The organism is Paraburkholderia sp. C35 (assembly GCF_003121405.1).
GTDB lineage: Bacteria > Pseudomonadota > Gammaproteobacteria > Burkholderiales > Burkholderiaceae > Paraburkholderia.
Genome location: NZ_QBUY01000061.1, coordinates 23456 through 49228, shown reverse-complemented (window position 1 = coordinate 49228; position 25773 = coordinate 23456). Strand labels below are relative to the sequence as shown.

23 protein-coding genes and 1 pseudogene are annotated in these 25773 nt (G+C 62.1%); 8 read left to right on the top strand and 16 right to left on the bottom strand.

Annotated elements, in window-relative coordinates:
• The 4 genes and pseudogenes from DK391_RS28345 to DK391_RS28330 all read right to left on the bottom strand — a co-directional run.
• Positions 1-647: sulfite exporter TauE/SafE family protein (locus tag DK391_RS28345; protein WP_109481328.1), on the bottom strand; the 647-nt coding region annotated here is incomplete at its 3' end.
• Positions 648-661: 14 nt separating this feature from the next.
• Positions 662-1990, bottom strand: coding sequence for an MFS transporter (locus DK391_RS28340; RefSeq protein WP_109481327.1), 1329 nt, complete (start codon positions 1988-1990; stop codon positions 662-664).
• 278 nt (positions 1991-2268) lie between these two features.
• Positions 2269-2463 (bottom strand): annotated as a pseudogene (locus DK391_RS28335) (isochorismatase family protein); the annotation flags it as partial.
• Positions 2464-2558: 95 nt separating this feature from the next.
• Positions 2559-3971: an amidase gene (locus DK391_RS28330; RefSeq protein ID WP_109481325.1), complete on the bottom strand. Its 1413-nt coding sequence runs from the start codon at positions 3969-3971 to the stop codon at positions 2559-2561.
• Between the two features lie 167 nt (positions 3972-4138).
• Between DK391_RS28330 and DK391_RS28325 the strand changes: the two genes are divergently transcribed.
• Positions 4139-4714: a TetR/AcrR family transcriptional regulator gene (locus tag DK391_RS28325; protein WP_109481324.1), complete on the top strand. Its 576-nt coding sequence runs from the start codon at positions 4139-4141 to the stop codon at positions 4712-4714.
• Between the two features lie 182 nt (positions 4715-4896).
• Here the strand turns inward: DK391_RS28325 and DK391_RS28320 are convergent, their stop codons facing one another.
• The 5 genes from DK391_RS28320 to metC are packed head-to-tail and all read right to left on the bottom strand — an operon-like array spanning position 4897 to position 9482.
• Positions 4897-5904 carry a succinylglutamate desuccinylase/aspartoacylase family protein gene (locus tag DK391_RS28320; RefSeq protein WP_109481323.1) on the bottom strand — a complete coding sequence of 336 codons (1008 nt, stop codon included), beginning with the start codon at positions 5902-5904 and terminating at the stop codon, positions 4897-4899.
• Positions 5905-5954: 50 nt separating this feature from the next.
• Positions 5955-6797 (bottom strand): transporter substrate-binding domain-containing protein, encoded by an 843-nt coding sequence (locus DK391_RS28315; protein ID WP_109481322.1) that lies wholly within the window; start codon positions 6795-6797, stop codon positions 5955-5957.
• Positions 6798-6820: 23 nt separating this feature from the next.
• Positions 6821-7609, bottom strand: a complete 789-nt coding sequence (locus tag DK391_RS28310; protein ID WP_109481321.1) for an amino acid ABC transporter ATP-binding protein — start codon at positions 7607-7609, stop codon at positions 6821-6823.
• A complete protein-coding gene (locus DK391_RS28305) occupies positions 7606-8256 on the bottom strand; it encodes an amino acid ABC transporter permease (protein ID WP_109481320.1) in 651 nt (216 codons plus the stop codon). Before DK391_RS28305 ends, DK391_RS28310 begins: the two co-directional genes overlap by 4 nt.
• Before the next feature lie 59 nt (positions 8257-8315).
• Positions 8316-9482 (bottom strand): cystathionine beta-lyase, encoded by a 1167-nt coding sequence (gene metC / locus DK391_RS28300; RefSeq protein WP_109481319.1) that lies wholly within the window; start codon positions 9480-9482, stop codon positions 8316-8318.
• Positions 9483-9582: 100 nt separating this feature from the next.
• Here metC and DK391_RS28295 point away from each other — a divergent pair, with 100 nt between their 5' ends.
• Both DK391_RS28295 and DK391_RS28290 read left to right on the top strand, forming a co-directional pair.
• Complete coding sequence (locus DK391_RS28295) at positions 9583-10539, top strand: LysR substrate-binding domain-containing protein (protein ID WP_109481318.1); 957 nt, start codon at positions 9583-9585, stop codon at positions 10537-10539.
• Between the two features lie 91 nt (positions 10540-10630).
• Entirely contained in the window at positions 10631-11008 is a 378-nt protein-coding gene (locus tag DK391_RS28290) for a c-type cytochrome (protein ID WP_109481317.1), read from the top strand.
• Positions 11009-11406: 398 nt separating this feature from the next.
• On the opposite strand, the gene cydC is transcribed toward DK391_RS28290, so the two are convergent.
• Complete coding sequence (gene cydC, locus DK391_RS28285; RefSeq protein ID WP_109481316.1) at positions 11407-14961, bottom strand: thiol reductant ABC exporter subunit CydC; 3555 nt, start codon at positions 14959-14961, stop codon at positions 11407-11409.
• Positions 14962-15095: 134 nt separating this feature from the next.
• Here cydC and DK391_RS28280 point away from each other — a divergent pair, with 134 nt between their 5' ends.
• Complete coding sequence (locus tag DK391_RS28280) at positions 15096-16019, top strand: LysR family transcriptional regulator (protein WP_109481315.1); 924 nt, start codon at positions 15096-15098, stop codon at positions 16017-16019.
• 27 nt (positions 16020-16046) lie between these two features.
• Here the strand turns inward: DK391_RS28280 and DK391_RS28275 are convergent, their stop codons facing one another.
• Both DK391_RS28275 and gcvA read right to left on the bottom strand, forming a co-directional pair.
• Positions 16047-16286, bottom strand: a complete 240-nt coding sequence (locus DK391_RS28275; RefSeq protein ID WP_162600927.1) for a transcriptional repressor — start codon at positions 16284-16286, stop codon at positions 16047-16049.
• A gap of 303 nt (positions 16287-16589) precedes the next feature.
• The gene (gene gcvA, locus DK391_RS28270) at positions 16590-17528 is read right to left on the bottom strand and encodes a transcriptional regulator GcvA (RefSeq protein ID WP_109481313.1); all 939 of its coding nucleotides are present in this window, start codon (positions 17526-17528) and stop codon (positions 16590-16592) included.
• Positions 17529-17634: 106 nt separating this feature from the next.
• Here gcvA and DK391_RS28265 point away from each other — a divergent pair, with 106 nt between their 5' ends.
• The 4 genes from DK391_RS28265 to DK391_RS28250 all read left to right on the top strand — a co-directional run bounded on the left by DK391_RS28265 (position 17635) and on the right by DK391_RS28250 (position 20495).
• The gene (locus DK391_RS28265) at positions 17635-18477 is read left to right on the top strand and encodes a DMT family transporter (RefSeq protein WP_109481312.1); all 843 of its coding nucleotides are present in this window, start codon (positions 17635-17637) and stop codon (positions 18475-18477) included.
• A 57-nt stretch (positions 18478-18534) separates the two neighbouring features.
• Positions 18535-19296, top strand: a complete 762-nt coding sequence (locus DK391_RS28260) for a glucose 1-dehydrogenase (protein WP_109481311.1) — start codon at positions 18535-18537, stop codon at positions 19294-19296.
• 187 nt (positions 19297-19483) lie between these two features.
• Positions 19484-19840, top strand: coding sequence for a DUF2946 domain-containing protein (locus DK391_RS28255; RefSeq protein WP_162600926.1), 357 nt, complete (start codon positions 19484-19486; stop codon positions 19838-19840).
• A gap of 205 nt (positions 19841-20045) precedes the next feature.
• Complete coding sequence (locus DK391_RS28250) at positions 20046-20495, top strand: copper chaperone PCu(A)C (protein WP_109481309.1); 450 nt, start codon at positions 20046-20048, stop codon at positions 20493-20495.
• Positions 20496-20568: 73 nt separating this feature from the next.
• Here DK391_RS28250 and DK391_RS28245 read toward each other — a convergent pair whose 3' ends face one another.
• The 4 genes from DK391_RS28245 to DK391_RS28230 all read right to left on the bottom strand — a co-directional run bounded on the left by DK391_RS28245 (position 20569) and on the right by DK391_RS28230 (position 25720).
• Complete coding sequence (locus tag DK391_RS28245) at positions 20569-21384, bottom strand: DJ-1/PfpI family protein (protein WP_109481308.1); 816 nt, start codon at positions 21382-21384, stop codon at positions 20569-20571.
• Between the two features lie 47 nt (positions 21385-21431).
• Positions 21432-23552, bottom strand: a complete 2121-nt coding sequence (locus DK391_RS28240; RefSeq protein WP_109481307.1) for a TonB-dependent receptor — start codon at positions 23550-23552, stop codon at positions 21432-21434.
• A gap of 166 nt (positions 23553-23718) precedes the next feature.
• Positions 23719-24216, bottom strand: a complete 498-nt coding sequence (locus DK391_RS28235) for a hypothetical protein (RefSeq protein ID WP_109481306.1) — start codon at positions 24214-24216, stop codon at positions 23719-23721.
• Between the two features lie 40 nt (positions 24217-24256).
• Positions 24257-25720: a PepSY domain-containing protein gene (locus tag DK391_RS28230; protein ID WP_109481329.1), complete on the bottom strand. Its 1464-nt coding sequence runs from the start codon at positions 25718-25720 to the stop codon at positions 24257-24259.
• Between the last annotated feature and the right edge of the window lie 53 nt (positions 25721-25773).

The following is a 25773-nucleotide window of genomic DNA, read 5'->3' as shown; positions in this document are numbered from 1 at the left end:
CCCATCAGACTTCCCGCCCCCATCAACCCGCCGATCTTCCAGTCGACGCTTTGATGCTCGATGAACACGAGCATGGCCGCCAACGTTGCCAGTAGCGTCACGAAGTTCTTGATGGCATTCGCTTCGACAAGCGTCAGACCGACGGCCAGCACCAGCACGAGCAGCATGTACGTGCCCGAGTCCAGCACGATGAAGCCCGCCCACACGCCCACGAGGAAAAGCAGGAAGATCGTTTTGAAGCTCAGCCGAAAGTCATTGCTCGTGGCGGCGTTGAGCAGATTCTTCAGCTTGGTGAAGATCAGCACCAACGCAATCACGACCGCGCCAACGATGATCTTGCGCAGGTCATGACCCGGCAGATGCTCACTTGCGATCGCGCCAGTTATCGCGCCCAGCACCATCGGCGCCCCAACCATCAGCCCGCGCCGCCAGGGAATCGCGCCGTGCCGCGCAAGCTGGATGGTCGCGGCCATCGCGCCGACCAGAACCGGGATGCGATTGGTCGCATTTGCCGCGGCAGCAGGCAGACCGATAGCCATCAGGATGGGCAGCGTCACCGCCGACCCCGACGAAGCCACGGTATTGAGGAAGCCGCAGACCAGACCCGCGACCACGACGACAGCGATGATTTCCGGACTGAGGCTCATGATGTATGTCTCAACTATGAATGCGATCCGGGCTGACCGTGTCCGGCCGGGAGCGACGACCTGAAGGTTTCCGGCAAACGCAGCACCACCAGCAGCGAGACGGCAGCGGCTGTCATCAACAGATAGGCGGGCGCAAGCGTGTTGAAGTCGAAATCGATGATCCCGAGATGCATGAGCCATAGCGCCGTGAGCGGCGTCAGGCCGCCTAGCACGCCAAAGCCGACGTTATAGGCGAGCGAGACGGTCGTGCAACGCAAGCTTCCCGGCAGCATTTCGGCCATGTAGGTGGGCGCGACGCCGACGAAGCATCCGAGCAACACCGCGAGCACACCTTGCCCGGCAACTGCGAGCATCGGATCAGGGTGATGCATCAGCCAGAATAGCGGCACGCCCAGCACGAACAGCGCGCCCGCGGCGGTCAGCAGAACCGGGCGGCGCCCGATCCGGTCAGACAGCGATGCGGCCAGCGGAAACGTTGCCATCTGCAAAGCGATGGCCAGCGTGTTGATGTCGAGTGCAGTGGACGCCGCCATATGCTCGGTCTGCCGAAGGTACGTCGTCGCGAACACGAAACACAGATAGAAGCCGATCGCGCCAACAGCGTTCATGCCCAGCAACAGCAGCATCGTGCGCCATTGCGTTCTCAGGGCTTCGCGCCATGGGGACGCTGTTTCCGGTTGCTTGACGCCAGTGTCCGGAATCGTGCGTCGCAAGTACCACGCGAAGACGCTGATCACAATCCCGATCAGAAACGGGACGCGCCAGCCCCATGTGTGAATCGCGTCGGGGCTCAGTGTCGTCGTAAGCACAGCGCCCATGGCAGAGCCGATCAGGGTACCCAATGCGCCTGTCATCAGGGCGACGCTGCCGAGCAGCCCTCGCCGCCTCCCGCCTGCCTGTTCGACCAGAAAGGTCACGGACGCGCCGATCTCGCCTGCAACGGCAAGGCCTTGCAACAATCGAAACAGCACGACAAGGATGGGAGCCGCGACGCCAATCTGCGCATAGGTGGGCAACAGGCCAATCATGAAGGTGGGCACCGCCATGCAGACAACCGACATCCACAGCGCAGCGCGCCGGCCGAACTTGTCGCCGATATGCCCGAAGACGAGCGCCCCGAACGGCCGCACCAGGAATCCTACCGCGAATGCCGCAAACGACGCCAGAAGCGACACCAGATGGTTCTGCGACGGAAAAAACACGCTCCCGATCGTGCTTGCGAAGAAGCCATAGACAGTGAAGTCGTACCATTCCATCGCATTGCCGATGGCACCGGCCGCGACCGGCCGCCACGAGCACCGTTCGCTTGAGGATTCAAGGTCTTGAGTGACGAGTTCCGACATGGTGATTCCTTCCTTTGCTTCGATCGCGGATTGGATCCGGGTGCATGAATGGTCGAGCTCCGGCTGACGCCGGACGCTGGAGCATCCTGCAAAGGTAGGGGTCGAAACTTATGGGACATTTACGTCTGCTCGACATCGACGTCAGGGTTAGTCGACGCGTGGAATCTTCACGCAACCCGCTATCACATGATCGCCTGTGGTTATGCATCCACCTGCACCTTGCTTTCGCATTTCTGTAGAGGAGAAATGTCACGAAACAAAACTGTGTGCATCACACAAATCGGTGCATCAGCGGGCAAGACGCGCTTTACAAGCACAACCGGAACGCCGCTAGCATTGGCGGCGTCAATCGCTTTGGCGATATTCGGCAGCGACGACGCGACAGGCGGATACTCGATCCGGAAGTTACCTGTGATGTATCCGTTCTGCACATCGATGACGATCAACGCGCGGCGCGGTGCTTGCTTAGACATGGTGCTACCTCCAGAAAAGAGGCCGTCGGCCAGGCGACGGCCAATAACTGACGATAGTTGGATTGCTCTCTATCAATGAAGGATTGCGGTCCGACTCAGATGTTGGACAGGTCGGGATGAAGACCACGCACGGGACTCACCGCTTCAAGCAGCGAGGCAAGGTGCAGAAGCGTCGATTCCGCCAGCCACGGCGCTACGAGTTGCACGCCGACGGGCAGCCCTTCGCGGCTCGTACCGAAACGCAGCGTCATGCCCGGAAGCCCCGTCACATTGAGCGGCGCAGTTGCGGTCATGACGTGCAGCGAAGATACCGACTGACCCTTGATGTTGAATTCCGCTGCGTCGTGTTCGTGTGCCGGCACCGGCGTCACCGGGCAGAGCAACGCGTCGTAGCGCTGGAAGTACTCCGCGAAGCCGTCGCGCAGTTGTTCCGCCTGCTGTTCTGCATCGACGAAATCGGCGATCGAAGTATCCGGCGTGTCATAGACCGCCTGGACGTGCTTGAAGATCTTGTCTTCGTGCCCGGCCGTCACCTTCCGGAAGGCAGGCTTGGTTTCCATGACCTGAAGTTTCCACAGCACCTCGAGCGCGTTGATCTGCTCGAGCACGGGAATACGCACCGGCTCCACGGTTACGCCCAAACCTTGCAGCGCTTCGGCTGCGGCTTGCACGGTGGCTTCGACGTCGGCGTCCACGGGCGCGAAAGCATCGATGAGCAAGCCCACCCGAAGCGGCCGGCCCGGTGTGGATCCAACGCCGGCATCCAGCTTGAGCGGGGCCGTCGAGAAACCGTCCGCGCCATCAGGACCTGCCAGCAACGAATAGGCGAGCGCGATGTCGCGAACGCTCCGTGCAATCGGGCCGATGTGCCAGAAACGACGCGGCACGCGGGGCCAGATACCCGTCATGGGAATTCGTCCGTGCGTCGCCTTGAGACCGACGACGCCAGTCAGGGCCGCCGGACCGCGCACCGAGATGGCGACATCCGTTGCGAGACCGATCGGCGACATCAGTGCTGCGACGGCCGCAGACTCGCCGCCGCTCGATCCACCCGGCGTGCGATCCAGATTCCACGGGTTTCTCGTGCGTCCCGAAAGCAGGTTATCGGTTTCGATCCAGAACGAGAATTCGGGATGGTTGGTTTTCGCGAGCAGGATGCCACCCGCCTTCTTCACGCGAGCCACGCTGGTTGCATCGGTGTCGGGCACGCGGCCCTTGAAGATTGGCGAGGCACGTTGCGTCAGCACGCCGGCAGTGTCGATGGAGTCTTTTGCCGTGAAGGGGACGCCATGCAGCGGCCCTAGTTCTTGACCTGCCATCACTGCGGCTTCCGCGGCTCTTGCGTTTTTGAGCGCGTCGGCGGCGACCGTGACGATTGCATTGATCCTGGGATCCACTGCACTGATGCGGTCGAGATGCGCCTGCATGACCTCTACCGGCGAAACCTCCCTGGTACGGATCAGTTCAGCGAGCCTGGTTGCGTCTTGAGAGATGAGTTCGATGGACATAACGGAGCCTTTCAAAGTGTCGGAAAAATAACTGGCAAAGTCAGGAACGAATCCTACCTAACGTTTGTTAGGGCGAAGATTAGGCGGTATAATTCACCTTGTCAACATGCTTTGAGCTGACCGGATAGACGATTCCGAGGCGGCTTGTCTTCATCGAGGGGAAATTCGTGGCTAACGAGGCAGGCACCAGTTCCAGCGACAAAATCCTGGCCGTCGCGACAAAGATTGCGCAAGCGCATGGGTATGGCGGATTGAAGCTACGTGCTTTGGCGGAAGAAGTGGGTATCAAGGCTGCGAGCCTCTACCATCATTTTCCGAGCAAGGCTGACCTCGCGGCCGCGGTGGCAAAGCGTTACTGGGAAGATGCTGCGGCGGGGCTGGAAATGCTGTCGGCAGAGCCGCCCGATGCAGCCGATCGCCTGCGCAAATTCCCGGGGACGTTTCGCGTCGCGCTGGAGAACGACAACCGCATGTGCATGGCCAGCTTCATGACAGCGGAATATGACGACCTGCCCGACGTCGTAAAGAAGGAGGTCCAGACCTTTACCGACGTCAATGTCGCGTGGCTTGGCAAGACGCTGGTGGAGGCGGAAATCGTCGGTCCCAGGGACGCTAAAAAGCGGGCGCGCGCCATATTCGCCGCGGTCGCGGGCGCGCAACTGATGGCGCGAGGCCGCTCCGATATCAAGCTCTACGATGCGTTGATCGAGAGTTATCGGGCGGCTGGGCTTTTACCGGCGTAGGAAAGTGCCAGTCGAACGGCGGCCCGACGATAAACCGTAGGGCGTAGTAAATGTGCCAACACCCTGGCGTGACAGTGCCGTGGCAAAGCGCAAGCGCGTTGAAACTTTCACATTCCGCTGGACGATCGCGTGTGTTCTGAATGGCCGTTATCGAGGGGCGAGACAGGCGCCTGTCGCCCCCTTCACGCGTAGGTTCGGTCGTCGTCCGCAAGCTGGAAGAGGCAGTCGCCACGACGCACCTGTGCCTGCACGCGACGACATGCAATTTCGCCGTTGCCATCGAAATACACGGTAACGGGCTCGCGCAGCGGCGTATCCGGGAAATGGATGCGCGCGGCGGCCTGCCCCTTGCTCACACGCTCTCCGAACTGCGCCAGCGGCTCGTACAGGCCGTCGTCATGAGCGTAGACGTAGTGATGTCTGCCCTCCACGCGCAGAAAGCGCGTCTTGCACGGTGGACTGCCCGGAACCAGATCGCCGGTCAACACGCCGACGTGCGCGAGGAAGTTAAGCAAGCCTTGCCGTCCCTGGTCGATCAGCAGCTTGCTGGACATTCCTGCACCGCCGAGTTCCGTCAGGATGGAGATCGCACCCTGCCGTCGTGCTGCGGCAGAAATGTTGACGGGGTTGGGTGCATGAAGAAAAGCTCTCGGCAGACCGAAGGCGCTGAGCATGCCCTTGACCTTTGCTTCTTCCTGCTTGTCGCGTGGCTCGAGCGCGAGCATGTTCCCACCGTCGTATAGCAGCGAACTGCCTCCCGAGTGCAGATCAACGAGATACTCTGCGCGTTTGAGCAGCGTGTTCTCGATGTAGTCGGCAATCATTTGCGTCGGCGTGCCCGCGGGATCGCCGGGAAAGAGCCGGTTCAGGTTACCGTCATCGCCGGTCGACGTGCGCTGGCCGGCGGCAGCCGCCGGATAGTTGGCCATCGGCAACAGGATCAGCTGCCCCCGCACCATGTCCGCTTCAATCTCGCGAATCAACGTCGACACGATGATCTGGCCTTCGTATTCATCGCCATGGGTGCCCGCCATGATCAGCACAGTCGGTCCCGTGCCGTTGCGGATCGAAGCGACGGGGATGGGAATCCAGCCGTAGGCCGAACGTGTCACGCTGTGCGGCAGGCGCAGGTAACCGACATGTTTTCCATCTTCGTCGAAACTGATTTCACTACTGATCGGATTGCTCATGTTCAAATGTGTAGGAGAGTGAAGTATGCGGATGTGCCGGTCGTCGCGTGCTAGTTCGTTTTCTGCGTGACCTTTTGAATGTCCCCGACCACGTCGTAGTTGCTGCCGAGCCACTTGTGTCCCAGGCGTTCGAGTGTCCCGTCTTTGGACATGTCTGCGATCGCTCCATTGATCGCGTTCTCAAGCGCGGGCTGATTTTTCGGCAATGCGATGCAGCCAAGCGAAATGGTCAGAACTGGCCCCGCCTCGTGAATCGGCAGGTGATTGATTTCCTTCTCTTTCAGACCGGCAAAATGCGATTCGATAACGGCATCGATACGGCCCGTGCCGAGATCGTTGTACAGGAAACCGCCGTTGTCATAGCTCAGGATCGTGGAATTGGGGAGATGCGCACGTGCCCAGACTTCGTTCGATGTGCCCGCCTCGACACCAACCTTCCTGCCTGCCAGATCCGCAACCTGATTAATGCCACTTGTCTTGTCGTTGACCCAGATGCGGAATTCCTGCGGGGCATACGGCACCGAGAAATCGACGATCTTTTTCCGCTCGGCTGTCGCCGCCATGCTGTTGACCACAATGTCGTACTTCGCTGTGCGCAGCCCATCAACGAAATTGGAGAATGAGTCGGCCACGAAGGTCACTTTCGGCACCCCAATGCGCTTTGCTATCTCTCGTGCCACATCAACGTCATAGCCAGCCGGTTGATTGCTCTCATCGAGCAGACTCCACGGCGGGCTCGCCTGCGTATTGGCGATCGATATCTCGCCCTTCTGACGCAGGCGCGCGAGTGCGTCGTCACCTTGGGCGCGCGCCGCAACACACAGGAAGGCAGCGCACAGGAATACCGCGCAGGCGCGCCCGAATGGAACTGCGATGCCATGCATTCGATTCATGATTGGTCTCACAAGGCTGTTGTTCAGACGGCCAGCTTTCCGAGGAAGCGTTTGGTCCGAAGGTCGTTGTTCGAATCGGCGAAGAACTGGGCTGCCGGGCTGTCGTGCGTGATCAGGCCACCCTCCATAAAAAGCACTCTGTCGGCCACCTCGCGCGCGAAGCGGATTTCATGCGTAACGACAAGCATGGTCATGCCCGCCTCGGCGAGTTCTTTCATCACGTGCAGCACTTCGTCACGAAGTTCCGGATCGAGTGCCGAGGTGGGTTCGTCGAAGAAGATGACGCGTGGGTCCATCGCGAGGCTTCGCGCGATCGCCACACGCTGTTTCTGGCCGCCCGACAGCTGCCGTGGATACGCACCCGCACGCTCGCGCAGCCCAACGCGATCGAGCAGAGCCTGCGCGCGTTCCCGCGCCTCGGCCCTTGCAACGCCCTTCACGCTGACGGGCCCTTCCATCACGTTTTCCAGCGCCGTCATGTGCGGAAACAGGTTGAATGACTGGAACACCATGCCCGTATTGCGGCGAATCAGTGCCATCTGCCTGCGAGCGGCGCGCGAGCAGCGTTCGAGTTTGCCGCGCGCTGCGGGCTCACATTGGACACTGATTCCGCATACGTCCACGTGCCCGCTATCGGGCATCTCAAGGAAGTTCAGTGAACGGATCAGCGTGGTCTTACCCGAGCCCGATGCACCCATGATCACGACGACCTCGCCCTCTTTCACTTCGAGGTCGATGCCCTTCAGGACCGCGTGCTCGCCAAAGCGCTTGTGCAGGCCCGTCGCACGCAGCACGATCGTTTCTCCATTCATCCGTACCTCCTGACGAGCGTGGATTCGAGCCAGGTCTGCAGGATGGTGAGTGTCTGGCTGATGATCCAGTACAAGGCACCCACGATCAGGAACATATCCATGTAGCGGAAAGTGGCCGCGCCGACCTGATTGGCGACGCGCGTCATTTCGACGACCGTCACTGTTGAGGCGAGTGACGTGTCCTTCATCAGCCCGATCAGCCGGCTCGACACGGGCGGCACGGCAATGCGCAGGCCTTGCGGCAGGATGATGCGTTGCTGCATCTTCCAGTACCCCATGCCGAGCGACATGCCCGCCTCCCACTGGCCGCGGTCCACCGACAGCAGGCCTGCCCGGAAGTCCTCACTCAGATAGGCCGCGACAAAGAGCGTGAGTGCCACCATCGCCGCCATGAACGGCGACATGACAATGCCGTAATAAGGCAGACCGAAGTACACGACAAGCAGTTGCAACAACAATGGCGTGCCGCGAAAGATCGATACATAGGCGAAAGCAAACGCGCGAGCCAGTCGCCAGTTGCTGGTTCGCGCGAGCGCTATTCCCAGCCCCAGGACCGATCCGAGCACAAACGACAGACAGCCAAGCGAGAGCGTGGTGAGTATCGCCATCTTCAGCAGCGGCAACGCACGCAGAAAGAGCGCTTCCATTCTGGAACCTCATCCGGTCGTTCGATATTTGCCGGTCGATCTTGTGTGTCTGGATTCGATCAGCGGATTGATTCACACTGCGCCGCATACTGCGTGAGACCGTGATCCAGGTCCGCAATCAGGCTCTCCACATCTTCCAGCCCGATCGACACGCGGATGATGGCCTGATCGGTGGGCGGGAATTTCCGGGCACGCTGAATGGATGCCGGATAGAACGCGATCAGGCTGCGCGTGCCACCCCAACTCGCGCCGATCGAAAACGTCTTGAGCGAGTTGAACAATGCTGCAATCGCATCTTCGGGGCCGGGCTTCAGGATGAATGAGAACAGACACCCGCTTCCGCTGAAATCGCGCTTCCAGATGGCGTGACCCGGATGCGATTCGAGCGGCGCGAACAGCACGCGATCGACGCCCGGATGGCGCTCAAGCCAATGCGCGACCTGTAGCGTGTCACGACTCTGTTGCTCGAACCGCAGCCTGAAGGTTTCCAGACCTCGCAGCGCGAGGAAACAATCGTCCGCGCTCGCGGCAAGGCCGATCGTTGCCTGCGCCTCGCGCAGTTGCTCGTAGAGCGCGAAGTCGTTCGTGCTGACCGCGCCCATCAACAGGTCGGAGTGCCCTCCGAAGAACTTGGTGGCGGCCTCGACACTCATGTCGATGCCGTGTTCGAGCGGCCGGAACGCCAGCGGGCTGGCCCAGGTGTTGTCCATCATCGTGAGGATTTTCCGGGCACGTGCGACAGCAACGATCGCACGCACGTCCGGCATTTCCATTGAGATCGTGCCGGGCGATTCGATACAGATCATGCGTGTATTGGGCTGCACCCATTCGACGATCTGTGAACCGATATCGGCTGGATATACGCCAATCTGCACGCCCAGCCGCGCGAGCCAGTCATGGGCAAACGCTTTGAGCCCGCCGTAGCTGGCGTCCGAAATCAGCACGTGATCGCCTGCCTTGACGAACGGCAGAACGGAGGCAATCAATGCGGCCTGCCCGGAACTCACCACGACGCAATGCCGGGCGCCTTCGAGGTCGGCGATGCGGGTTTCGAGTTCCCGGTTGGTGGGTGTCCCCGTCAAGCCATAGCTGTAGCCGTCGGGCTGTCGCGACTTTCTCCCAACAAAATCCTCGTACGAGTCGAAGACGATCGTCGACGCGCGGAATACGCCTGGCGACAGGCTTCTGAAGGGCTGGGCGAGATGCGCGGGTACTGACTTCTCCATTGAATCCTCTGCTTCGGTCGTTGAACGTGAGAGGATTGTTTTCTGCCAAATATAATCGATCTACCATTGGGACTTCTCACTCCAGAAGCGGAGCTTATAGGTGTCGATTCGTGAGATCGAAGTGTTTCGTGCGGTCATGGCGTCTGGAACAGCGAGCAAAGCCGCGCGGCTGCTAGGTGTGTCGCAACCGGCTATCAGCCAGTCGATTCGCAAGCTGGAAGAGCTTGCGGGTTTACGCTTATTCGATCGCGTTCGCGGACGGTTGCAACCAACCCAGGAAGCGCATGCGCTGATGAGCGAGGTCGACCGGTACTACGTCGGCTACGAGGCCATTGAACATCGCATCCGCAGTCTGCGTATGTTCGGACTGGGGCGACTGTCGATGGCGTCCTATCCCGCGTTCGGAAACTGCTTCGTGGGCCGTGCAATGGCCGCGTTCGAACCTCAGCGTCGCAACATGCAGATGATGCTGCAGGTGACGAGTTCGAAAGAGGTCTATCAGCACGTGGTGACAGGTCAGGTCGACTTCGGCCTGATGAACGACGAAGTCAACACACAAGGCATCGAGCATTCGCTTTTTTCGGTGATGCCGGGCGTGATCGCCATGTCTGCGGATCACCCGCTCAGTCGCAAGCGTGCACTGAGCCTCGGCGACCTCGCGTCGGACCATTTCATCGACATGAACCCGGAAGACTCCGCACGACGGCGCCTGGAAGCCGCACTCGTCGAGCAGGACGTGCATTTGCGCGCGGTGATCGAGACGCCGCTGTCCGCAACTGCTTGTCAACTGGCGCTCGACGGCATCGGGCTGGCAATGGTGCACCCAATCGCCGCGCTGGACTTCATTCCGAGAGGCCTCGTGATTCGACGGCTCTCCACTGTGATTGAATGTCGCACGCTGCTGGTCATGCGCCCTGGAAGACCCCTGTCGGAAAACGGCAAGGAATTCCTGAAGTACCTGCGAATGCAACTGCAGAAGGAAAGCGCGCAGATCGACGCACTGCTCGATCAACGGCATGACGGGAAAGCAGCGACATCGGGCAAGGCAGGCAGCTAATCGCGCGGCCCGATAGTCATTCGATTATGGGAATATCCGCCGTCCCGGCCCAGTCTACCTGTCTGAATCACACAGATGGAGAACGACGGACATGGGCAAGTTTCACTTGAGGCGTATCTGGACGATAGCGCTCACCACAGCGACACTCGGCATCGCCGCGCACGCGGCAGCGGCCGGCGATCCCGTCGCAGGCAAGACCGCGTATGGAGCCTGCATGGCCTGCCACTCGATCGACGACAATGACGTCGGGCCTGCGCACCGCGGCGTCGTAGGACGGAAGGCGGGGACGGTACCGGGATTCAACTATTCGATCGCACTGAAAAACTCGGGCATCGTCTGGACGCCCGAGATGATCGATCGATGGCTGCAAGGCCCGCAGAATCTCGTTCCCGGAACAAAGATGTTTTTCGCGCTTGGCGACGCAAAGACCCGCGCCGATATCATCGCCTATCTCGCCACGCAGAAGTGACGGCCCCCGGGCGCACCAGCGCACTCATCGCGCGCCATACACTGCCACCATAGTTCGAGCCGGTGCTGCGGGGGCGCGCAGGGTGCACCCGAATACATCACGGGCATATTGCGCGACGCGTCTTCAAGTAGCGGGAATCAGCCCGCCATGACTCTTTTCGATTTTTTTTGAGCGCTGCTATGACCTGAATCTTGTGCTGCCAGTGATATCTGGCTCTTTACAGCGAGTTCAGCATCGCTCGCGCGGCGCGTTCCTCGTAGGCTTTCATCCCGTGTCCTGGGTCCGCCATTCGTTGGGAATGGGATGCGCAACAATGGTCCGCCCCGAAAGGCTTGACGCGCTGCCCACGCCGAAGATTTGCGTTGCGATCTGGGTTTGATGCCTCTTCGCCCTTTTACCTACACCTCGATCGCCCTCGCCTGCCTGCCGACGAGCCGCGCATAAGCGCCCTGACGAGCCAGCAGTTCCTCGTGACGCCCGGCTTCGATCACCTTGCCGTGCTCCATGACGAGGATCGCATCTGCATTGCGGATGGTCGACAGGCGATGCGCGATGACGATCGCCGTGCGGCGGACCATCAACTGGTCCAGCGCTGCGCGAATCTGCTGCTCGCTGATGGTATCGAGATGCGAGGTGGCTTCATCGAGGATCAGGATCGGCGCGTCCTTGAGAAATGCACGCGCAATCGCAATGCGCTGTCGCTGCCCGCCTGAGAGCTGCACGCCGCGTTCGCCCACGCGCGTCGCAAGCCCTTCGGGAAGACGGTCGACGAATTCAGCCAGCGCGGCACGTTCCAGCGCGCGCCGCACCTCCGCTTGCGTCGCCGCGCCGCTCGCCAGGCGAATATTGGCTTCGAGCGTATCGTTGAACAGATACGTGTCCTGCGCGACAAGCGCGATGTGCTGCCGCAGTTCATCGAGCCGCAACGCGCGAAGATCCATTCCGCCGAGTGTGATGCGCCCTTGCTGCGGATCCCAGAAGCGCAGCAGCAGACTCGCCACCGTCGACTTGCCCGCACCCGATGCGCCGACCAGCGCAACCGTGCTACCCGGCGGCACGTCGAAACTGACGCCGTCGATGGCCGCGACGGAACGGCCTGGATAAGCAAAGCCGACGTTATCGAAGCGCACGGTCGGATCGGCGGGCATGGTGCTATCGCCGTCGGTGACAGGCACGGGTTCCTTTTCGACGGCGCGCAGGCGGCGCGTCGACGCGATCGTATCGGCGAGTTGCCGGGCCACCTGGCCGATTTCGCCAACCGGCATGAACGCTGCCACGGCCACCAGCACCAGCAGCGGCAAGGTCTCGTGCGCGAACCAGCCGCGCATGCACAGCCAGCCGCCCAGCGCCGCGACCGCAAGGCCGCCGAGTCCGCTCGCGACCTCGAGGGCTGCGCTCTGCAACGACAGATCCTCGAGCAACTCCGCACGCTTCTGGCGATAGGCGACGGCATCGGCTACGAACGCAGCGCGACGGCGCGCTACGGCCTGAAACGCGGTCAGTTCCGCGAGACCCTGAATCGTTTCCGTCAAATGCGCACCCAACTGGCCGAGCGATTCTCGCGCGTCGGTGCCGAGCCGGTCGATGCCACGGCGTGCCAGCACAGGCGCGAGCCCCGCCCATAGCAGGAACGGCAGCAGCACGACGGCTAGCGGCCAGGCAAAGGCTGCGAGCAGCACCAGCACGCCGACAGGAATCAACACCGCAACGAACGCCGGCGCGAGTGTGTGTGCATAAAAATACTCGACGGTTTCGACGTCCTGCGTCGCCAGCGCGACCAGGTCGCCCGAGCGGCGCCGCAGCAACCCGGCGGGTGCGAGTCGATCCAGCGTCGCATACAGCGCGATGCGCATTTCGGCGAGCAGCCGGTACGCCATGTCGTGCGCAAGCCAGGATTCGAGCCAGTGAAGCACGGCGGCAAGCGGCGCGAGGATGGCCAGCGCGACCAGTAACGCGGTGAGCGGCGCTTGCATCGACACGGCCGCCACGACCAGCGCGCCCACCACGCCCACGCCGATAAAGCCCAGCACCCGCCCGATACCGCACAGCACGGTCAACGTGACCTTGTTCTTCCACGGTTTGACGAAGCGCAGCAGCGTGCGCAGTGTCTCGGGCCAGCCGATCGTTGCGGCATCATCGTTCAGCGCTCGCACGGTGGGACGGGACGCAGCCTGTCCGGCTGGCTGCGCGGCCGTCGCCACGACGGCCACGTCTTCGCCGGCCGCTTCGATTTGCGGTCCCATCAGGCGCTTGTAGGGACCGTCGCGCGTCATCAGCGAAGCGTGCGTGCCTTCGTCGGCAATGCGGCCGTCTTCGAGCACGAGAATGCGGTCAGCGCCGATCACGCTCGACAGACGGTGCGCAAGGATCAGCGTGGTGCGGCCACGCGTGAGATGGTCGAGCGCCTGCTGGATGAGTGCTTCGTTTTCCGCATCGACTGACGAGAGCGCTTCGTCGAGCAGGAGAATCGGCGCGTCGCGCAGCAACGCACGCGCAATGGCGATGCGCTGACGCTGGCCGCCCGAAAGCGTCATGCCACGCTCGCCGATGCGCGTCGCGTAACCGTCGGGCAGCGCCGCGATGAAGTCGTGCGCGTTGGCCGCGCGGGCCGCCTCGATCATCTGTGCTTCGGTGGCGTCGGGTCGGCCCAGACGCAGATTGTCCGCGACGCTGCCGCTGAAGAGCGTCGCGTCCTGCGCGACGACGGCAATCATCGACAGCACCTGTTGCGCGTCCAGCGAACGCACGTCGTGGCCGCCGATACGGACCACACCATGTTGCGCATCGTGCTGCCGCAACAGCAACCGCACGATGGTCGACTTACCCGCGCCGCTCGGGCCGACGACGGCCACTTTCTCGCCTTGACCAATCGTAAAGGTCAAACCCGTATGCGCGTGTGCCTGGCGTCCGGGATAAGCGAAGCTCACGCCATCGAACGCAATGTCGGACTGCAAGCCAGCGATGTGTGGTGCGCCGTTGGCATGGCGCTGAGGATGCGTTGCATCGAGCAAGGCGTGGATCGAATTGGCCGCCGACTGACCGATCATCCCCTGGTGCAGCACGCCGCGCAGATCGCGCAGCGGCCGGAATATCTCACTGCCTGCCATCAGCACGATCAGCAGCGCTTCGAGGCTCATCTCGCCGTGCCGCACGCGCCACGCGCCGAGCGCAATTGCCGCAGCCACGCCGAGCCCGATGCCGAGATCGGTGAACAGGCGCGTCAGCAGACCCAGTGCGAGCACCCAGAAGGTGCTGTCGGACAGCGCGCGCGCCTTGCGCGCCAGCTTCTCGCCGAATGCCTGGCTCTGTCCGAACGCCTTCAATGTCGGCAGGCCTTGCACGGCGTCGAGAAACTCTTCGCCGAACGCCTTGAACGCGCCGGAACGCGCCAGCGCCGCGCGCTTGTCGGCGCGGTGGATCAACTGAGGCAGCGCGAGCGTGATGAGGGCAGCGACCAGCAGCACGGAGGCTGTCGGCACGTCCCACCAGGCGAGCACCGCGAAGATCATGACGGGCGCACACGCGGCAATTGCGAGTTGCGGCAGATACGCGCCGAAAAAAGTCTGCAACTGCTCGACACCGTCGATCACCGCAAGCATCACGCCCCCGGTGCGCTCGGTGCGCTCGGTGCTGAACCATGCCGGTCCGAGCGACGTAATCTGGTCGAAGAGCCGCTCGCGCAGCGTCGCTTGCAAGTGCCCCGCCATTCGTTGCGCGAGCAAGGCACGGCAGTGCTCGAGCCAGGCGCGCAATAGCACGCAGATTGCTGTTGCGGCGACAGCGGCGGCGAGGCTTTGCAGCGGCGCGCCCGCGAACACCAGTGCCAGCACGCGGCCGAGAAACACGAACCGGAGGATGCCCACGGCCATGGCCAGCAGGCCAAGCCCGATACCTGCCGCCAGCCGCCAACGCAAGCCCGCCATCATGGCCCATAGCCGCGCATCGAAATACATGCTCCCCTCCGCCTGTCTGTTGTTGCCAGCAAAAGCCCGACCTTACGCGCGGCGCGCAGGTCGGGCAAAAGATGTTTTTTCAAGGGGTGTTGAGCAAACTACAATACCCCTTCCCATCATGATTTTTGCCAGCGATGCCGCACCTTCCGCCCCTCAGTGCCTTGCGCGCCTTCGAGGCAGCCGTCCGTCTGGGTGGATTCGCGCGCGCCGCAGCCGAGCTGAATGTTTCGACGAGTGCCGTCAGCCATCAGATCCGTGCGCTCGAAGAGACGCTCGGCGCGCGCCTTCTCGAACGCGCCACGGGTATCGGCGGAATTCGTCTTACGCCCGCCGGGGCGAAGCTGCTGCCCGCCACCAGCCATGCGCTGTCGATGCTCAGCGAGGCTTGCGACGACATCCGTGGCGTGATTCGCCAACTGACGGTCTCGGCCAACACGCCATTTTCTTCGATGTGGCTCGCGCGGCGCCTTGCGCAGTTCTCTTCTCAGTATCCGGATTCGCCGCTGCACGCCGTGGTGCTCGACGGCAAGCCCGACTTCGCGCGCAGCGGCATCGACCTGGCCATCGTGCACGTGCATGAAAGAAACCTGCAGCCCGGCGACGAAATGCTGCTGAAGGAGACGGTGTTCCCTGTATGCAGCCCGGAACTGTATCCGCTGGCCTCGAAGGCAGTGTGCCGCTGCCGGCTGCTTCAGGAGACACATGAAGACAGCCCCGAGATCGACTGGCGAAACTGGACACGTGAGTTCCGTTTTCCCGGCGACTTCGAATCGAAAATCGTCCGTTATAGCAGCTTCAGTCAGGTGATCGGGGCCGCACTGGGCGGTGCGGGTGTCGCACTCGGCCGTGTGCCGCTGATCGAGCCGGAGTTGCGCAGTGGCCGGCTGGTTCCCGTCCTGCATGGTGGGGCGAAGCTGGCGTCATGGCGTTTCGTGTTGCGCCGTAATCCGTCCAGTCAGCATCGCCTGGTCGAGCCGTTGATTGATTTCCTGCGGGATGAAGCGGCTGCCGCGCCGATCACGGGCGTGAACAATGTGCCGGTGCGGCGCGAAACGTAGCGCCCAGGAAGAGACGGGAGGTTCGCATCAAACGCACAGATAGTACGCCATGCGCCGTCCGCTCCTGCCGTAGACCCATCTGGCGCGGACGATGCCCGCTTTCTCGAATTCGACGAGCGTTCGATAAACCGTCGTCCTGCCGATGCCTTCTCCAAGCAGCACCAGTTGACCAAACACTTCTTCTACGACGAGCGCGCGGCCGCACTCGTAAAGAACCGAAAACACCAACGTGCGCGCGTGAGTCGCGCGCACGTGGTGCGCCTTCATGTGTGTGCGTCCCATCTCCAGCAGTAAAGTCCGTCTGGACGTGTGTGCCTGCGTTGAACTCATCTGAGTAGTCGCTTTTTCAGCCGAACCATCTGCCCGACCGCTCGCAGCACATGATCAGGAACGGAGTCAGTCATGGATAGTGCTCAACAATCCTACACGACGCGCTGCTTCCGCAGTAATTGCGTTCGCACCGTCACGCTTGCATCTTTGCACTTGCCGAACCAAAGAGGCTGAAGCGCCGGCCCCGCAGGGACAGGCGAGGCTCGCCGGTGGCGAAGACGTTTACGCCGGCGCCTTCATTCACGATTTCCGTCGGCGGGACGGAGCGCGCACCGGAGAGTCTGGTCCACGCGCACCCTCGCGTTCGAGCCATGCACGGAATAGCGCGACCAGCTCATCGTCAGCCTTCTCCTGCGCAACATAGGTGCAATAGCGGCGCGACGGCAGACGGGGGCCGGCAAACGGGGTGACGAGCCGTCCGGCAGCGAGATCCCCGGATACCAGCGCAGTCGGCCCCATGGCGATGCCGACTCCGTCGATAGCTGCCTGCAAGCTCAGATAGAAGTGGTCGAACGTGATGGCGGATGCCGGCTTCAGCGAGGGAATTCTTGCGCTCGCCAGCCAGTCGGGCCAGAGGCGGGGCAGGCTCGCCGTGTGCAGCAAAGTATGTTTCCGGAGGTCGGCGGGCGTTTGGAGCGGCACCCGTCGCAACAGCGCCGGACTGCATACAGGCAGCCGCTCTTCGGAGAGGAACGGCTGCATCGAGTAGCCGTAGAACGTGTCCGGCCCACCCCGGATGATGACGTCATATTCGTCTTTCAGACTTTCCAGCGGCGCGTTGGACGTCTCCACGTTGATGTTCACATCCGGATGGCTGGCGCGCAGTTTCGTCAGCCTCGGAACCAGCCAGCGCAACGTGAAGGTGGCGGGTGCGTTCACCGACAGAACCCGTGAAACCGGGCCGGACACACCATAGCCATAGCGCGCGGTCGCCTGCGAGAGCCGATCAAGCACAGGGCCGATTTGCTCCAGATACGCCTTCGCCGCCGATGTCAGCACGACACGGCGGTTGTGCCGTTCAAACAGCGATGCGCCGAGCCATTCTTCAAGCAGACGTACCTGCTGGCTCACCGCGCCGTGCGTCACGTGCAGTTCTGCGGCGGCTTCCTTGAAGCTGCCGAGACGGCCCGCGGCTTCGAAGGCCCGCAGGGCATTGAGCGGAGGCAGTACCCGTTTCATTCGAAAGAGTTTTTCTAACACGATCCGGCAATTTATCTCGTTTGTTCCCTGCCTTCAAGATAGATATCCTTCCTGCTTGCCGCTCCCGATTCGACCTGGAACCCGCATGCTCAGTTACACCGGCGGTGTCGTGCTGTTCGCCGCGCTGCTCCACGCCAGCTGGAACGCGATGTTGCACGGCAACCGCGACCGCTTCCTGTCCATGACGTGGATGAGTATCGCCATCGCGGCAGTGGCCACGCTCGTCGTCGCGTTCAATCCGTGGCCGGCGCGCGCCTCCTGGCCTTATATCGTTGCTTCGGGTCTCGTGCATGTCGTGTACAACGTCAGCCTCGTGCGCTCGTATCGACGCAACGACCTGGCGATGGCGTATCCGATCGCGCGCGGCTCGTCGCCGCTGCTCGTCACACTCGGCGCGGCGCTGTTTGCGCATGAGGCGATCGGCAGACTGCACTTTCTCGGCATCGCGATGATCTCGGGCGGCATCATCGCGATTGCGTTGCAGGGGCGTCACGTGTCGCGAGCGGGCGCGCTGGCCGCGCTGACGACGGGGGTGACGATTGCGCTCTACACCGTGATCGACGGCATCGGCGTGAGATTGTCCGGCGGTCAGCCATTCGCGTACACCGCATGGATGTTCCTGTTCTATTGGCTCATGCCCATCCTGTTCGTCGCGCTGCGCGGATTCTCGCCGCTCTGGACGCCTTTGCGTGCCGCGCCGCTCTCGGTCGGCGCATCGCTCGGGGGCGGGCTGGTGTCGATTGCAGCGTATGGCATCGTGATCTGGGCTTTGCAGTCAGGTGCGATGGGTACCGTATCGGCGTTGCGCGAGACCAGTGTGGTGTTCGCAGTGCTCATCGGCCGTATGTTCCTGCGCGAAACGGTCAGGGCGACGCGCTGGCTCGCCTGCTTCGTCGTCGCGGCGGGAGCGGTGTGTCTGGGGCTTTGATATGCCTCGTAGCGCAACGACATAAACCATGTTCACCATCACATGAAGGTTCACGCAATGGATAACCTCTCTCAGACACCGCTCATACTGATAACGGGTGGCAGCCGCGGTGTAGGCGCAGCGACTGCGCGTCTTGCTGCCGCAAAAGGCTACGACGTCGCGATCAGCTTCATCTCCAACGAAGCGGCCGCGCTGGCGGTGGCGGCCGACGTGGAAGCGGCGGGGCGCCGGGCTTTGCCCATGCGCGCGGATAGCGCCGATCCCGCCCAGGTCGCTCGCCTCTTCGCCGCGATCGACCGCGAGTTCGGCCGGATCGATGTGCTCGTGAACAACGCTGCGATCATTGCGCGGCAGTCCCGGCTGGAGGATCTCGACTTCGAGCGGATGCAACGTATCTTCGCCGTCAACGCGATTGGCCCGATTCTGTGCGCGCAGCAAGCGGCCAGGCGGATGTCCTTGCGTCATCACGGACGTGGCGGCTCGGTGATCAATATCTCATCGGCATCGGCCCGTCTCGGCAGTCCAAACGAATACGTCGATTACGCAGCGTCCAAAGGTGCCGTCGAAACGTTCACAACCGGTTTCGCAAAAGAGGTGGCGCGGGATGGCATACGCGTCAATTGCGTCCGGCCAGGACACATCTACACCGAGATGCACGCCAGCGGCGGCGAGCCAGCACGGGTGGATCGCGTGAAAGATTCGATCCCCATGGGACGAGGCGGACAGCCCGAAGAAGTTGCACGCGCAATCTTGTGGCTGGCAAGCGACCAGGCTTCTTTCATCACGGGCACGTTCCTTGACGTAACTGGCGGCAAATAAGCAATACCGCGCGCCTTCGCCGTCAGCGGCTGTCTGAAGCCGATCGACGCGCGCCATGCCGAAGCGCGTCACCCTATTACGATATGCGAACGGTTGGTTCGAGATCCTGCGCGATGCCCGAGACCTGACGGCGTAGCCTGCATGCAGACGCGATGATAGACTGCGCATGCAGATAGAGTCCTCAAACATGTCCATTCAACACCGCACATGGCTGACCGCGTGGCTTGGCATCATTGCCATGTGCCTGGCTGTGCTCGCGCCTGTGGTTGGACAGTTCGTCGCTGCGGCCAGGCCGGGCCAGGATTTGCAAAGCGTGCTTTGCACGGCATCGCGCCCTGTACCAAACAGCCATCCCGTCCAGCATGATCACTTCGCGGCATGTCCTTATTGTGATCTGCTAATCCACCATCCGCCCATCTCGTCGCCAACGGGAACCTCGGTGGCCTTGGCGGCGCCTGTCGTTGTTTCGACGGTGGCATTGGCTGTTCACTTCGTACCCCTTCTCGAATTCCGCTTCGGCAGCCCGCGCGCGCCGCCCGTCTGACGCGGTCTTCTGGCTGCGAGCATCGCCGCCTTTTCAGATTCTTTGCATCCGGCATCGCTCATCAGCGCGTGCCCGATACGCACCCAGGTCGGCGCGGTTCGCAGCCGGGATGCCCTGTGCGCGTCATCAGTGCAGTTGGTGACGCGATCGCCCGCAAACCATGCCCACGATACTTTTCTCATCACTCTACCTTTACGTACCTGTCATGAAACGCACTCTTCCGATTCTCGCCCTGTTCGCCCTTTGCGCACCCATGCTCAACGCACACGCCGCGTCTTCGCCGTCTGTGATGGTGTCCGACTGCTGGGTCCGCTCGATGCCCGGCGATGTGCCGTCCGGCGCCTATTTCACGGCTATGAATATGAGCGACAAGGCGATCGATCTGACGTCGGTCGACACCGACGCGTTCGGCATGGCCATGCTTCATCAGACGCAGTCGAGCGGAAGCACGTCGAAAATGGTGATGGTCGACAAGGCGACCGTTCCCGCCCACGGCAAACTCGCCTTCGCGCCGGGCGGCTATCACGTCATGCTCGAACAGCGTAAAGCGCCGCTCAAGATCGGCTCGACGCTGCCCCTCACGTTTTCGTTCAGCGACGGCGAAAAGCTGACAGCGCAATGTGCGATCAAGCCGGCAGGCGCGACGTCCAGATAAACGACGGCCTTTTATGTCTGCGGTGTCGCTGTATCGCGATACAGCGACACCTGCATATAACCGGCGCGCTGCGTCAGGCAGTCCCCAGCCGTCTGCCGGCCTGCTCTGCCGCCCGCCGCGCCTGCTCATCCATCCACGCGCGGCTTTGACGCATCGCCGCCGTTCGTGCCGGACCGGCCTGTTGCGGCGTGCCGCTTTGAACAGGCGGTGCCGGCGCATATTCGACCGTCAGCGCGGCCCGCCGCGCCGCTTCTCCGGCACGCATGTCGGCCACGAGTGCGAGCGCGAAATCGATGCCCGCTGTCACGCCGCCTCCCGTCATCCGGTTGCGGTCACGCACCACGCGCTGATCGACATGACGCGCGCCCATCAATGGCAGCAAGTCAGCCACGGCCCAGTGCGCGGTTGCGTCGTAGCCGACCAGCAATCCCGCTGCGCCCAGCACCAGTCCGCCCGTACAAACACTCGTGACCCACTTCGCCTTTGCGCCACGTTCCGCGAGAAAGCGCAGCACCACGGGATCATTCATGCATTCGATCGTACCCATGGTGCCGCCTGGCACGAACAGCACGTCGATGTCCGATGGACAGTCGTCGAAGCTGTGGCGTGCCGCGAAAGGCAGACCTTCGACCGTCATGACGGGTGAGGTCGATTTCCAGACAAGGCGCGTATCGAAACGCGCCACGTTGAAGATCGTCAATGGACCGACGAGATCCATCGCGACCATCTGCGGATAGATCAGCATCGCGATCTTTGGTGCATCTGGCGGCAGCGTGTTCATCATCCGCATGTGTGCGGCTGCCGCGTCATCATGCTGCTGTGCGGTCGCTGATATCGACTGGCTCGCAGTGAGCACAGTACTCGCCTTGATAAAGGTGCGTCGGTCCATTGAATCTCCCAGTGTCGGACAAGCAGATGCAGCGCGCCGTTCTCCCGTCAGAAACGGTAGTTCACGAGCAGTTCGAGCCGCCGGTCATTGCCGAGCAGATACTGCGTCTCGTCGTAATACGCCGATTGCACATAGTGACGATTGAACACGTTGTAGGCGCGCGCCGTGACCGTCGTGTCTTTGCGGGGCTTCCAGGCGAGACCCAGATCGACCGTCGTGTAAGACGGCATCACCAGCGTATTGGCCGTATCCGCATAGCGTTTCCCCACGTACTTCAGTCCGGCAATACCCGTCCAGTCCTGCGCGAAGTGGTAGCTGACCCACAGGTTGGCGAGGCGCTGCGGCACCGACACGGGCACATTGCCCGCACGCGATACCGTCGTGCCGCCCGAGGTCTCGTTGAAGTCGTCGTACTTCGCGCGCAGACCCGCCACGTTCGCATCGACGCGCCAATCTTTTGCGATCTCCGCGCCGACGGTTGCCTCGATGCCTCGCGACGATTGCTGGCCGACCTGAATCGACTGGTTCGGATTGAGCGGGTCTGCCGTGACGAGGTTTTTCTTCACGATGCGATAGGCCGCAAGCGTCCAGTCGGCCTTGCCGTTCAGGAACGACTGCTTGACGCCGATCTCGATCTGTTTGCCCGTTGCGAGCGTGTACTGTGCCTTGGTCGCATTCAGCATCAGCAAAGAACTGATCGGGTCAGCCGCGACCGAGTACTGGCCATACACCGCGAGATCCGGCTGTATGTTGTAGACGGTGCCGATCCGCCAGCCCGTATACGGAAACACCTTCGTGAAAGCACCGCCGTTGACGAGGTCCTGGCGGTTCACGCTCGCATGGTCATAGCGCACCCCGCCGACCACCGACCAGCGCGACGTGATGGCCAGACGGTCTTCGGCGAACAGCGCGTACTGGTTCGACTGCGTCCGGTACTTCGGATACGTGCCGGCGACATTGATGAAGTTGCCGGGATCGAAGTTGTACGGATCGACGTATGAGGTTCCGGAGTATGGCGAGTTGTTGTCGTGCTGGAATGTAGTGTGATTCAGTTCGAAGCCGGTTGAAAACGTGTTCGTCATGCCGAGCAGCACACTGTTCAATGTGGCTGTGGTGACGTTTCCGTACTGCTCCTGATCGTGGAAGATCTCCGTATAGCTGCTTCTCTCGATCAGCCCCGATGAGGGAATGTACGTGTAGTACTCGGCGTCTTTCCAGTGCCGGTTGCTCTTCATCCGGTAGAGCGTGCTCGTCACGTTCAGGTTATCGCTTGGCTGCCAGTTGGCCGATACCGTCGCCCAACTGTCGCGATAGGAAATCAGGCTGTCGCCGACGTTGTAGTTTTTCGAGTACAGCGAGCGGTCGAGCGAACCGTTGATCAACGGAATGCCGAAATACTGCATAGGATGCTGGTAGCCCTGCGCATACGACGCCGTTACATACAGGTCCGACGTGATGTCGTAACGCAGCGCGCCCGACACGGACAGATCACGCGAATCGCCGCGGTCCACCCAGTTGTCCGAGCGATTGCCGCTGACGTCGAAGCGATACGAGAGCTTGTCATTGATCGCGCCGCCGCTGCCGAAAGCCACACGGGCAGTGCGCTCCGTGCCGACACCGACCTGCAGTTCATTCTCGATCGGCGTGCGGGTGGGCTTTTTGGGCACCACGTTCACGACGCCACCAATCGCGCCTTCGCCATAGATCACCGAGGAAGGGCCGCGCAATACGTCGATATGATCGATCGACCACGTATCGAACGGATACGTCACGCCGATCGCGCCATAAGGCCGCAGTCCGTCGTACAACTGCGTCACCGACGAACTGCCGACAAAACCGCGTGCGCCGAGTTCTGAGCCGCCATTGCCCGGGTGCGGCGACTCGCTCATGCCTGCCGCGCGACTGACGGCATCGACGATCGAACTGTCGCCGCGCTCGTCGAGCGTCGCGCGATCGATCTGTTCGACGCTCGCGGGCGTCTCCAGCTCCGAGAGTCCAAGATGGCTGCCCGTATCGAGCGGTCTGGTCAGCTCGTTCTGCTTTGGCGCATTGACCTGAATCGGCTTGAGCGTAGCGCCCTGTGTATCCGTGTTGTTCTCTTGAGCATGCAGCGGTACTGCAAACGTCGCCAGCGCAGCGGCAGCGAAAATCGTCACCCTGAAAGTCATTGTTCTATTCCGGCTCATTCATTTTTGTAGTGATCGGCGGGCTGTCCGGATTGCGGTTCGTATCGCGAGCGACGGACGAAGCATCCCCTCGTCGGTCGCAAGACGATAGTACGGACAACTGGCAGATTCGATGCGTGGAAGGCAGACGCGAAGCGTTGCCCTTGGATCAGGCCAACGCCGGCGGCGCGCGAGGCGTGTGCGCAGCGGCGCGTGGCCGCGAAAAGATACGGGTGCGCGCAGCGGACGGACCGCGTTCACGAAGATCGACCCGATGCGCGACGATCAGCGCTGCAATGGCGATGAGCGCAATCGTCAGCGCGCCGGCAAACGGACAGAGATCACCGGAGGCGGAACCCGTGCCTTGATGATGCGGCGCATCGGCTAACTGAAATGCGGAATGGCCGTCGAAAGCAGGCGATGCGGCGTGCGGATGCGGATCGAGCGATTGACGGGTAACCGCAAGCTCAGGTTGATCGACTACTGTCGATATCACCAGCGGTCCATGCCCCGTGCACAGAACCAGACCGAAGTCACCGTCCGACGTAGCGTCGTCGAGCATGACGCCGCCTGGAACCAGCAGGCGCACGGCAAACAGCAGCAGGAGCGCGTGCAATAGCCAGCGCCCTACGGAATGATGCGTTCGCAAACGGCGCAGCCGGTTCATCGGCCGCGCAACTTGCAATACAACATCGCGCTACCGTCGTTCACGATGCCAGACGCCGTGCAGACGGTCCGAATATCACGCGATCGGCAAGCCAGACAGCGACCAGCGTTGCGCCCATCAACGGAAACACCAGACCGAGCAGGACCAGGCCTGTCTTCCAGCCGCGCATCGGCGGCGCTGCGCGTTCGCGGCCCGGCACGCCGAGCGAACCCGACGGCCGGCGCTTCCACCACATTACGCAACCCGTCACGGCCATGGCGGCGAGTCCAAGCGAAATAGCCGCGCACACGATCTGATTGGCCAGACCGAAGTACCGGCCCATGTGCAACGCCGTGCCGTACGATACGGCCTTCGACACGGCACCGTAGTCCTCGTAGCGAATGTCCTTCAGCACGGCGCCGTTGTACTGATCGATATAGATCGTTCGCTCTGCTTTGGGATCCGCGGGGAAATACGACACCGTATAGACACCGTCCGGTTTGGTCGGCAAAGCGATCTCGTAGCCGCCGTCGATGCCGTCACGGCGCAGCATGTCGATCACGCTGGCAAGCGGCAGTCTCGCACCCGTCGTGTCCGCAGGCGAATGCGGCACCTGCACCGCGCCAACGGCCCAAGGCACGGTGGCGAGCGGCATATCGTCCATCTTCATGCCGGGCATCGATTCCATCTCGTCCATGTGATGCGCCCCGGCATCGGCCGCAGGCTGTGCAGCCGGTTGCACACCGCCCGGCACGCTGGAGCGCAGCGGCAGGCCACCCCATGAGCCCGGCGGCGAACCGAGGTTGGCGCTGGTCGCGAGCGACTTGAAATACTGGCCCCACGACCCTGTCCACGGCAAGCCCGTCAACACGAACGCGACAGCGCCGATTGCCAGCCAGATGCCCAGCGCGGCATGCAGGCTCTTCCAGAAGGGACGTCCCTGAAGCGAGAGCTTGGGCAACAGCGCTTCGCGCACCCGTGTGCCCGCCTGCGGCCACCATAGCGCAACGCCTGTTCCGATCATCACCAGCGTCCAGCAGGCCACCAGTTCCATCAGCAGTTCACCCGGCTTGCCGAGCAGCAGCTTGCGATGCAGCATCCGCGACACCTGCATCAACCGGTTCTCGATACTCAACGTGCCCAGCACCTCGCCGCTGTATGGGTTGACGTAGACACTCTCGCTGCCGCCCTGCGGCAGACGGAACACGAACTCGGCACTGCGGTTCGGCTCCGACGGCACGCGCACGCTGCTCGCGACGGCACCCTTCGGCATCGCAGTCACCGCGCGAGCAAGCAGCGCTTCCTGGCTTAACCGGGCGCGCGCCTCAGGCTGCACGATCAACCGATGCGGATACAACAAAGGCTCGATCTGCGGCTGGAAGCAGTAAATCGTGCCCGTGATCGCAAGGACCACAAGAAATGGCATCACGAACAGTCCGGCGTAAAAATGCCACCGCCATAGCGTGCGGTAACCGTTGCCGGTCTGGCGTGCCGCCGATGCAGCCTGTCTGAGCGTTGTGGACATGAACATCCTCCTCGAATCCATCAGGCCTGAAGCGCCACATGCCACGCTTCAGG

Coding starts and splice junctions, on each gene's coding strand:
- DK391_RS28305 (WP_109481320.1), bottom strand. CDS start 8,256: ATGGAAGCGCTCTTTCTGCGTGCGTTGCCGCTGCTGAAGATGGCGATA.
- DK391_RS28230 (WP_109481329.1), bottom strand. CDS start 25,720: ATGTCCACAACGCTCAGACAGGCTGCATCGGCGGCACGCCAGACCGGC.
- DK391_RS28340 (WP_109481327.1), bottom strand. CDS start 1,990: ATGTCGGAACTCGTCACTCAAGACCTTGAATCCTCAAGCGAACGGTGC.
- DK391_RS28275 (WP_162600927.1), bottom strand. CDS start 16,286: ATGAAGGCGCACCACGTGCGCGCGACTCACGCGCGCACGTTGGTGTTT.
- DK391_RS28265 (WP_109481312.1), top strand. CDS start 17,635: ATGCTCAGTTACACCGGCGGTGTCGTGCTGTTCGCCGCGCTGCTCCAC.
- DK391_RS28310 (WP_109481321.1), bottom strand. CDS start 7,609: ATGAATGGAGAAACGATCGTGCTGCGTGCGACGGGCCTGCACAAGCGC.
- DK391_RS28290 (WP_109481317.1), top strand. CDS start 10,631: ATGGGCAAGTTTCACTTGAGGCGTATCTGGACGATAGCGCTCACCACA.
- DK391_RS28245 (WP_109481308.1), bottom strand. CDS start 21,384: ATGGACCGACGCACCTTTATCAAGGCGAGTACTGTGCTCACTGCGAGC.
- metC (WP_109481319.1), bottom strand. CDS start 9,482: ATGGAGAAGTCAGTACCCGCGCATCTCGCCCAGCCCTTCAGAAGCCTG.
- DK391_RS28250 (WP_109481309.1), top strand. CDS start 20,046: ATGAAACGCACTCTTCCGATTCTCGCCCTGTTCGCCCTTTGCGCACCC.
- DK391_RS28330 (WP_109481325.1), bottom strand. CDS start 3,971: ATGTCCATCGAACTCATCTCTCAAGACGCAACCAGGCTCGCTGAACTG.
- DK391_RS28240 (WP_109481307.1), bottom strand. CDS start 23,552: ATGACTTTCAGGGTGACGATTTTCGCTGCCGCTGCGCTGGCGACGTTT.
- gcvA (WP_109481313.1), bottom strand. CDS start 17,528: ATGAAACGGGTACTGCCTCCGCTCAATGCCCTGCGGGCCTTCGAAGCC.
- DK391_RS28280 (WP_109481315.1), top strand. CDS start 15,096: ATGCCGCACCTTCCGCCCCTCAGTGCCTTGCGCGCCTTCGAGGCAGCC.
- DK391_RS28260 (WP_109481311.1), top strand. CDS start 18,535: ATGGATAACCTCTCTCAGACACCGCTCATACTGATAACGGGTGGCAGC.
- DK391_RS28255 (WP_162600926.1), top strand. CDS start 19,484: ATGTCCATTCAACACCGCACATGGCTGACCGCGTGGCTTGGCATCATT.
- DK391_RS28315 (WP_109481322.1), bottom strand. CDS start 6,797: ATGAATCGAATGCATGGCATCGCAGTTCCATTCGGGCGCGCCTGCGCG.
- DK391_RS28235 (WP_109481306.1), bottom strand. CDS start 24,216: ATGAACCGGCTGCGCCGTTTGCGAACGCATCATTCCGTAGGGCGCTGG.
- DK391_RS28320 (WP_109481323.1), bottom strand. CDS start 5,904: ATGAGCAATCCGATCAGTAGTGAAATCAGTTTCGACGAAGATGGAAAA.
- cydC (WP_109481316.1), bottom strand. CDS start 14,961: ATGTATTTCGATGCGCGGCTATGGGCCATGATGGCGGGCTTGCGTTGG.